At 46.7% G+C, this 6,007-nt stretch carries 7 protein-coding genes; 4 read left to right on the top strand and 3 right to left on the bottom strand.

The genetic code is table 11. The features are described 5' to 3' along the window. Nucleotides 1–169: 169 nt before the first annotated feature. On the top strand, nt 170–469 hold the full coding sequence (locus ACP5KC_RS08370) for a 50S ribosomal protein L14e (RefSeq protein WP_052884539.1): 300 nt from the start codon (nt 170–172) through the stop codon (nt 467–469). 53 nt (nt 470–522) lie between these two features. Further along, nucleotides 523–1,524 (top strand): RNA-guided pseudouridylation complex pseudouridine synthase subunit Cbf5, encoded by a 1,002-nt coding sequence (locus tag ACP5KC_RS08365; protein ID WP_424740764.1) that lies wholly within the window; start codon nt 523–525, stop codon nt 1,522–1,524. A gap of 126 nt (nt 1,525–1,650) precedes the next feature. Here the strand turns inward: ACP5KC_RS08365 and ACP5KC_RS08360 are convergent, their stop codons facing one another. The 3 genes from ACP5KC_RS08360 to ACP5KC_RS08350 are packed head-to-tail and all read right to left on the bottom strand — an operon-like array spanning nt 1,651 to nt 4,703. Beyond that, nucleotides 1,651–2,169, bottom strand: coding sequence for a hypothetical protein (locus tag ACP5KC_RS08360; RefSeq protein ID WP_273433718.1), 519 nt, complete (start codon nt 2,167–2,169; stop codon nt 1,651–1,653). Beyond that, nucleotides 2,166–3,476 carry a signal recognition particle protein Srp54 gene (locus ACP5KC_RS08355; RefSeq protein WP_273433721.1) on the bottom strand — a complete coding sequence of 437 codons (1,311 nt, stop codon included), beginning with the start codon at nt 3,474–3,476 and terminating at the stop codon, nt 2,166–2,168. The genes ACP5KC_RS08360 and ACP5KC_RS08355 overlap by 4 nt, the downstream gene beginning before the upstream one ends. Before the next feature lie 33 nt (nt 3,477–3,509). Then, nucleotides 3,510–4,703: an FprA family A-type flavoprotein gene (locus tag ACP5KC_RS08350; RefSeq protein WP_273433723.1), complete on the bottom strand. Its 1,194-nt coding sequence runs from the start codon at nt 4,701–4,703 to the stop codon at nt 3,510–3,512. Between the two features lie 74 nt (nt 4,704–4,777). On the opposite strand from ACP5KC_RS08350, the gene ACP5KC_RS08345 reads away from it, so the two are divergent. Together ACP5KC_RS08345 and ACP5KC_RS08340 are read left to right on the top strand one after the other, a co-directional pair. Next, a complete protein-coding gene (locus ACP5KC_RS08345) occupies nt 4,778–5,041 on the top strand; it encodes a UPF0147 family protein (RefSeq protein WP_052884535.1) in 264 nt (87 codons plus the stop codon). Continuing rightward, nucleotides 5,041–6,007: radical SAM protein (locus tag ACP5KC_RS08340; protein ID WP_428287259.1), on the top strand; the 967-nt coding region annotated here is incomplete at its 3' end. The genes ACP5KC_RS08345 and ACP5KC_RS08340, both read left to right, overlap by 1 nt.

Below are 6,007 nucleotides of genomic sequence, written 5' to 3'. Positions count from 1 at the left end.
CTTGGGAAGCTACCACATTAACCCTCAAACCAACGTCTAATAATTATTCAATAAATAGCGAAGATAAATAATGATTACTCTGTAAACCTCAGGGGTGGGTTGTCTAGCCTGGCTTGTAGAGGCGAAAATTTTTAAAGTCTTGGTTTTAGTGAAGGGGTGAGGAATCGATATGCCGAAGGTTTTCGACGTCGGTAGGATATGCGTGAAGACAGCTGGACGTGAGGCGGGAAGAAAGTGCGTAGTCGTGGACATAATCGACGAGAACTTCGTAGTAGTTACAGGTCCAAAGAATATTACAGGCGTTAAGAGAAGACGTGTAAACGTGAAGCATCTAGAGCCCCTCCAAAACAAGATAATCATAAACAAGGGAGCTAGTGACGAGGAGGTTCTCACGGCTCTTGAGAAGGCTGGACTGATAGAGTTTATGCGTGAGAAAGTACAGCCAGTGATTGCTCCTGTTTTCTCATAGCTAACCCTTTTTAAACCCTCACTCTCTCTTGTATAAACAGAGGCTAGGTGGACTTGCAGAGCCCGCACCCCAAATATTTACGAGGGTCACCGCGACGCGAAGTCCTTATCAGGGCTGACTCTGAGACGGATCCAAGCTATGGTTTTCCGCCTGACAAGCGTCCAGTAGAGGTTCTTCTCAAATACTCTGTCATAAATCTCGACAAGCCTGTGGGTCCAAACAGCCATGAGATTGTTGCATGGCTTAGACGTGTCCTCGGGATTGATCGAGTTGCACATGCTGGGACGCTCGATCCCAAAGTCTCAGGTATTTTGCCTATAACGCTTAACAACGCTGTTAGGGTGCTCCCAGTTCTGTTACACGAGGATAAAGAGTATATCTGTGTGATGAGACTCCACGGGGACGTTGACCGTGAGAAGGTCGAGAGAACTGTATCCATGTTTACCGGGTCGATCTATCAGAGACCGCCGCTTAGATCAGCGGTGAAGAGAAATCTACGGGTCAGAAAAATCTTCGGGATAAGACTTCTTGAAATCCAGGGCCGGAACGTGCTTCTTCATGTGTGGTGCGAAGCTGGAACTTATATGCGCAAGCTCTGCCATGATATAGGAGAGGTTCTAGGTGTTGGTGCACATATGCAGGAACTAAGACGCATAAGATCCGGTTCTCTTACAGAGGAGAGCGGGCTCGCTACTCTGCATGACGTGGTGGACTCATACTTAATATGGAAGTCTCACGGCATAGAAGAATACTTGAGACGAGTCTTTCTACCCGTAGAGGAATCGATACAAAACTTGCCGAAGGTCTGGATTCGTGATACAGCTGTTGATGCTGTCTGTCATGGAGCTCCATTAGCCGTGCCTGGAATAGTTAAACTCGAGAATAATATACGTGTAGGAGACGAGGTAGCTATTCTTACATTGAAAAACGAGCTTGTAGCTGTTGGCAGAAGTAGAATGACGACTGAACAGATGATGTCTGCGAAGAGTGGGATTGCGATCGATGTAAAGCATGTAGTTATGGATCCTGGCACTTATCCTAAGGCATGGAAATGAGACCGCACTCGCTCTTTTGGATATTTTCTTAAGAAGCTTTATTACTTATATTCTTAGACTTCACGGAAAGGAAGACTCTGAGACTTTTAATCAATGTTTTGACCCTGGCATTGAATATCGGGTGTTCTACGGGTATAAGCGATCAAGCTTCATATTTAGTATTGCTATCACTACATCTGGTTGTTTAGGCTTAGAAGTAACTTTAACCCTCTGGTTTTCTCTTACATCGTTAGGAAGCGTATTATGCAGCGGTATAATAAAGACAGGGCTTCCCGTAATTTTTGATATTACCAGTTCCAGCGGGGTTCCATGCTCATCAATAATAAAGCCAGGCTCGTCGCCAAACTCTACACTGCCTTCGAGAGTTATACCGTCATGAATTTTTATTTTCCTTGAAGCTACGGGGATCCTGGCCTCGATTTTTCTTATGATTCCAATAAGGGAAGCCTCGTCCACGTGTACATGTTTGAGGCTACCCCCTTGAAACACAATTCTCCGCTTCGCGTCCCACAAGTAGAACTCGAGGGTTACATCGCGTCTTATACCGTGAGAGAGATAAAAAGACGATGAGATTATCCTTGCAAGAAGTGGTCTTCGTGATGAGAGGTCTTGTGAACCCATTACTACTATAAACCTGCGTTTCAAAGGTTCAACCCAGGGATACGTCTTCTAGAGCGGTAGAGCTGTCTGACTAGCTTCCTCATCTGGTGATACGAGTCAAGAAGCTTCCTGACATCCCTAACGCTTGTCCCAGACCCTCTAGCGATTCGCATCATACGGGACCTATCTATTATCTCGGGCTTCAAGAGCTCTTCTTGCGTCATAGAATTCATGATCGCTATCCACTTATCGAATTCTTCCTCACTACCCTCGATCGACCCCTTTAAGGGTAATGATGAACCTCCTAACATCTCTAAAACTTTCGATAGAGGGCCAAGCTTCCTGACCTCTAAAAGTTGTTCTTTAAGATCTAATAGAGTAATTTTTCCTGAGGCTATTAGTTTTGCCCTCTCCCTCTCCACAGCTTCAACAGCCTGAAACCTCTTGATTAGGGCCTCCAGGTCAGGCATTCCTAGGAGACGTGCAACAAACTTCTGGGGCACAAACGGTTCGAGATCTTCAAGCTTCTCACCTGTTCCAATAAAGGCTATCCTCGCACCCGTTGCCGCTACGGCTGAAAGAGCTCCACCACCACGGGCAGAGCCGTCCAGTTTTGTAATAATGACGTGTCCAAGAGGGATACGCTCGTGAAAGGCTGCAGCCTGACGCGAGACCTCCTTCCCAAGAGTAGCATCGATAATCAACATGACATCGTCGGGTTTTAATGACTCATGGATTTCAACAACTTCCCTCATTAGGGCTTCTTCGTCTTTATGCCTGCCAGCCGTGTCGATTATGAGGATCTGAACATTCTTCGAGGTCAACTCCTTAACTCCTTCCTCGACTATCGCGAGGGGGTTCTTCGAGTGCGGGTTCCCATAGAAATAAACGCCTATTTTTTCGGCAAGCTGTTTTAACTGGTCATGGGCTCCTGGCCTGTACGTGTCAGCTGCGATCAAGCCTACCCTGTAACCTTGCTCCTTGAAATACTTGGCAAGCTTAGCTGCCGTTGTAGTCTTTCCTGAACCCTCGATTCCGACAAGCATGATTGTGTATGGAGTTTTAGGCACAACGTAGGGTGTAGTGTTTTCCCCTCCAAGTAAGGTTACAAGTTCTTCGTAGAGGATTTTTATTAAAACATCCCTCTTAGAGAACCCCGAGGGGATCTCCTGTGAGAAGAACCTCTTTTTAATCCTCTCGGATAGGTCAAAGACCAGCTTAACGTCTACATCGGCCTTTAACAATACACGTTGAAGATCACGTATAATAGCGTCTACATCCCTTGTGTCGAGAAGTACGGAGTTTCTAATCTTTTCAACAACGCCCAAGAGGCTTGCCCGCAAACTCTCCATGAACAGACCTCCAGGAGAAACAATTAAACGATATTATATAGCTAATCGCCCAATAATATTCTGTAGCCTTTCGAATAGTTCTGCACCGGCTGCACCCTCCCATTCCACCGTTTCAACAATCGTGAACCCAGCACTTTTAAGGATCTCGGCGAGTTTTTTACCAGCCACACCGCTCCATGCGTATGGAGATAGTATGAGGAACTTCAAGTTCTTCCTATAGGAGAGTTTCTCTACTATAACGTCTACTATCCATTTCATGAGAGGCTGAACGTCCGCCTCGTAGGTAGCGCCGCCTATCACAGCAATCTTGGAGTCAGTGAGGCTCTCTAGGACGTCGGAGATGTTAGCCCGTTTCTCATCGGTGAAGCCGTAAGCTTCGACTTGTAGGCCGTGTTTCTCGAGATTTTCCTTGACCCCGGTGATTACGTTTTCCACATTCCCATACATCGAGACGTAAACTATCGTGGCCTTGTCCTTGTACTTGCCCTCTGCTATCTCACTGTAAATAGATATAACTCGGTCTATGTGACTTCGGATGATTGTTCCGTGTCCCGGAGCTATAATCTTAGGTCTCACCCCAAGAGTATTCAGCTTCGATATGGCTTTGGGGACAAAAGCGGTGTAGCGTCCTATCACCGTTACAAAGTACCTTCTTATCTCCTTCTCCAAGAGTTTGCCATCTATAGAGTCGTCGTATAGGGGCATTAGGCCATAGCTTCCGAAAGCATCACAAGTGAGCAGAACCTCCTCCTCCTCAAGATAACTCATAGCTGTTTCTGGCCAGTGGAGCCATGGCGTGTGTATGAAGCGTAGAGGAGTGCCAACATCCAGAACCGCGCCATCACTGAGGGGCTTGAATCGCGTCACCTTGTAGAAGCTAGCAAGCATTTTACCCGCGAGTGGATGACCGTAGAAGGTGGCTTTTGAATTGACACTGGCTAGCTTTGAAATGCTTCCGCTGTGGTCGGGCTCCATATGGTGGACTATGACCTCTGTTATGTCTCTAGGATCAACAACTCCCTTGATAGTCTCGATAAACTCGTCGGAGTATCTGGCCTTCCAGCCGTCGAAAAGCACCACGTGGTTTCCGCGTGTAAGGAGATATGCGTTATAGGATATTCTTTCAGGTATCTCCCATAAGGCTTCAAAGTAGTTGACACGGGTGTCGTCCACGCGTAGAACATATAGATCCTGTGTAACCTTGTCCACGTGAATGTGTTCACTCATAAGAAGAACTTAATCTAAGGGCTACATAAACATTATATCTGGCCCAGCTTTTAGCTTCAAAATGGTGTTAGGGTATGGCCCAGGAGATGGCTCCTCAGGTTAGAACTGCCATAGAGATTTTAAAGCAAATTGCTGATGACCGGGGGGTGCCCAGGAATATTCGCCGCGTCGCCACGGAGGCTATCGAGATACTGATGGATAACAAGATGTCTACCGGCCTGAGAGCAGCTACAGTCATCTCAAAGCTAGACGAGGTATCTACAGACCCCAATATGCCTCTGTTTGCACGCACCAAGATCTGGCAGGTAACCTCTCTACTAGAGCAGGTCAAAGATTAATGAATACACGTAGTCTTCCCACGGGCAGTATAGTCTACGGTAGACTACCCCCTGGCTGCAAACTGTGTCAGGAGGGGCTTAAAACCATCATTTTTCTCACTGGTTTGTGTCCTCTCAGCTGTTTTTATTGTCCTCTAAGCACTTTTAGAAAAAACCGTGATGTGACCTTTGTAAACGAGGTTCAGGTGGATGAGTCAAACTTGGACAGAACAGCTGTATTGGAAGTGTTGAGATCCGCTTCAAGGGGCGCAAGCTTAACGGGCGGCGAGCCACTCGTTAAGGTTGAAACGGCCTCAAGGATTATCCGGAGCTTAAAGGACACTTTTGGGGAGAAGTTTCACATACACCTGTATACTAGTGCGGTTCCACTCACAAACCGCTCGGTTGAGAAGCTGGTCGACTCTGGACTCGACGAGTTGAGGATACATGCGCCTCGAGACATTTTAGAGGAAAAACTTAGGATAGCCTCCGAGTACAAGGATAAGCTTCTGATAGGACTCGAATATCCCGCTCTCCCGGGGAATTCTGAGAGATTGTTCGAGCTAGCCGAGACAGCTGAAAAGTACGAAGCAGCATTTATGAATCTAAACGAGCTTGAGTTTACAGAGACGAACAGTTCCTCGCTTCTGCTCCGTGGGTATAAGATGCGGAAGGATTACAGGAGTGCTATGGGCAGTAAGGAGACTGCATTAGACGTCATTCGAAGGGCTGAGGAGAAGGGCCTTAATCTTACAATTCACTTCTGCCCGGTTAGGGTGAAAGACTACCAGCAAACAGGTCTACGATACTATCGTGCAGCTAATCTCCTCGCTCGTCCCTACCAGTTGGTAACAGACGATGGTACCACCTTAGAGGTTACTTACACGGAACTGAAACAGGAGAAGAAGCATATTGCAGAGTACTACAGGAGCTCGCAAATCCACTTCTTTCTAATGGATGCAGTTAAGCAGGGAAAAATAGTCGAAA

This window comes from Infirmifilum sp. (assembly GCF_049970975.1).
GTDB lineage: Archaea > Thermoproteota > Thermoprotei > Thermofilales > Thermofilaceae > Thermofilum > Thermofilum uzonense.
The sequence above is the reverse complement of the archived record's forward strand: the minus strand, read 5'-3'. Positions and strand labels throughout refer to the sequence as shown.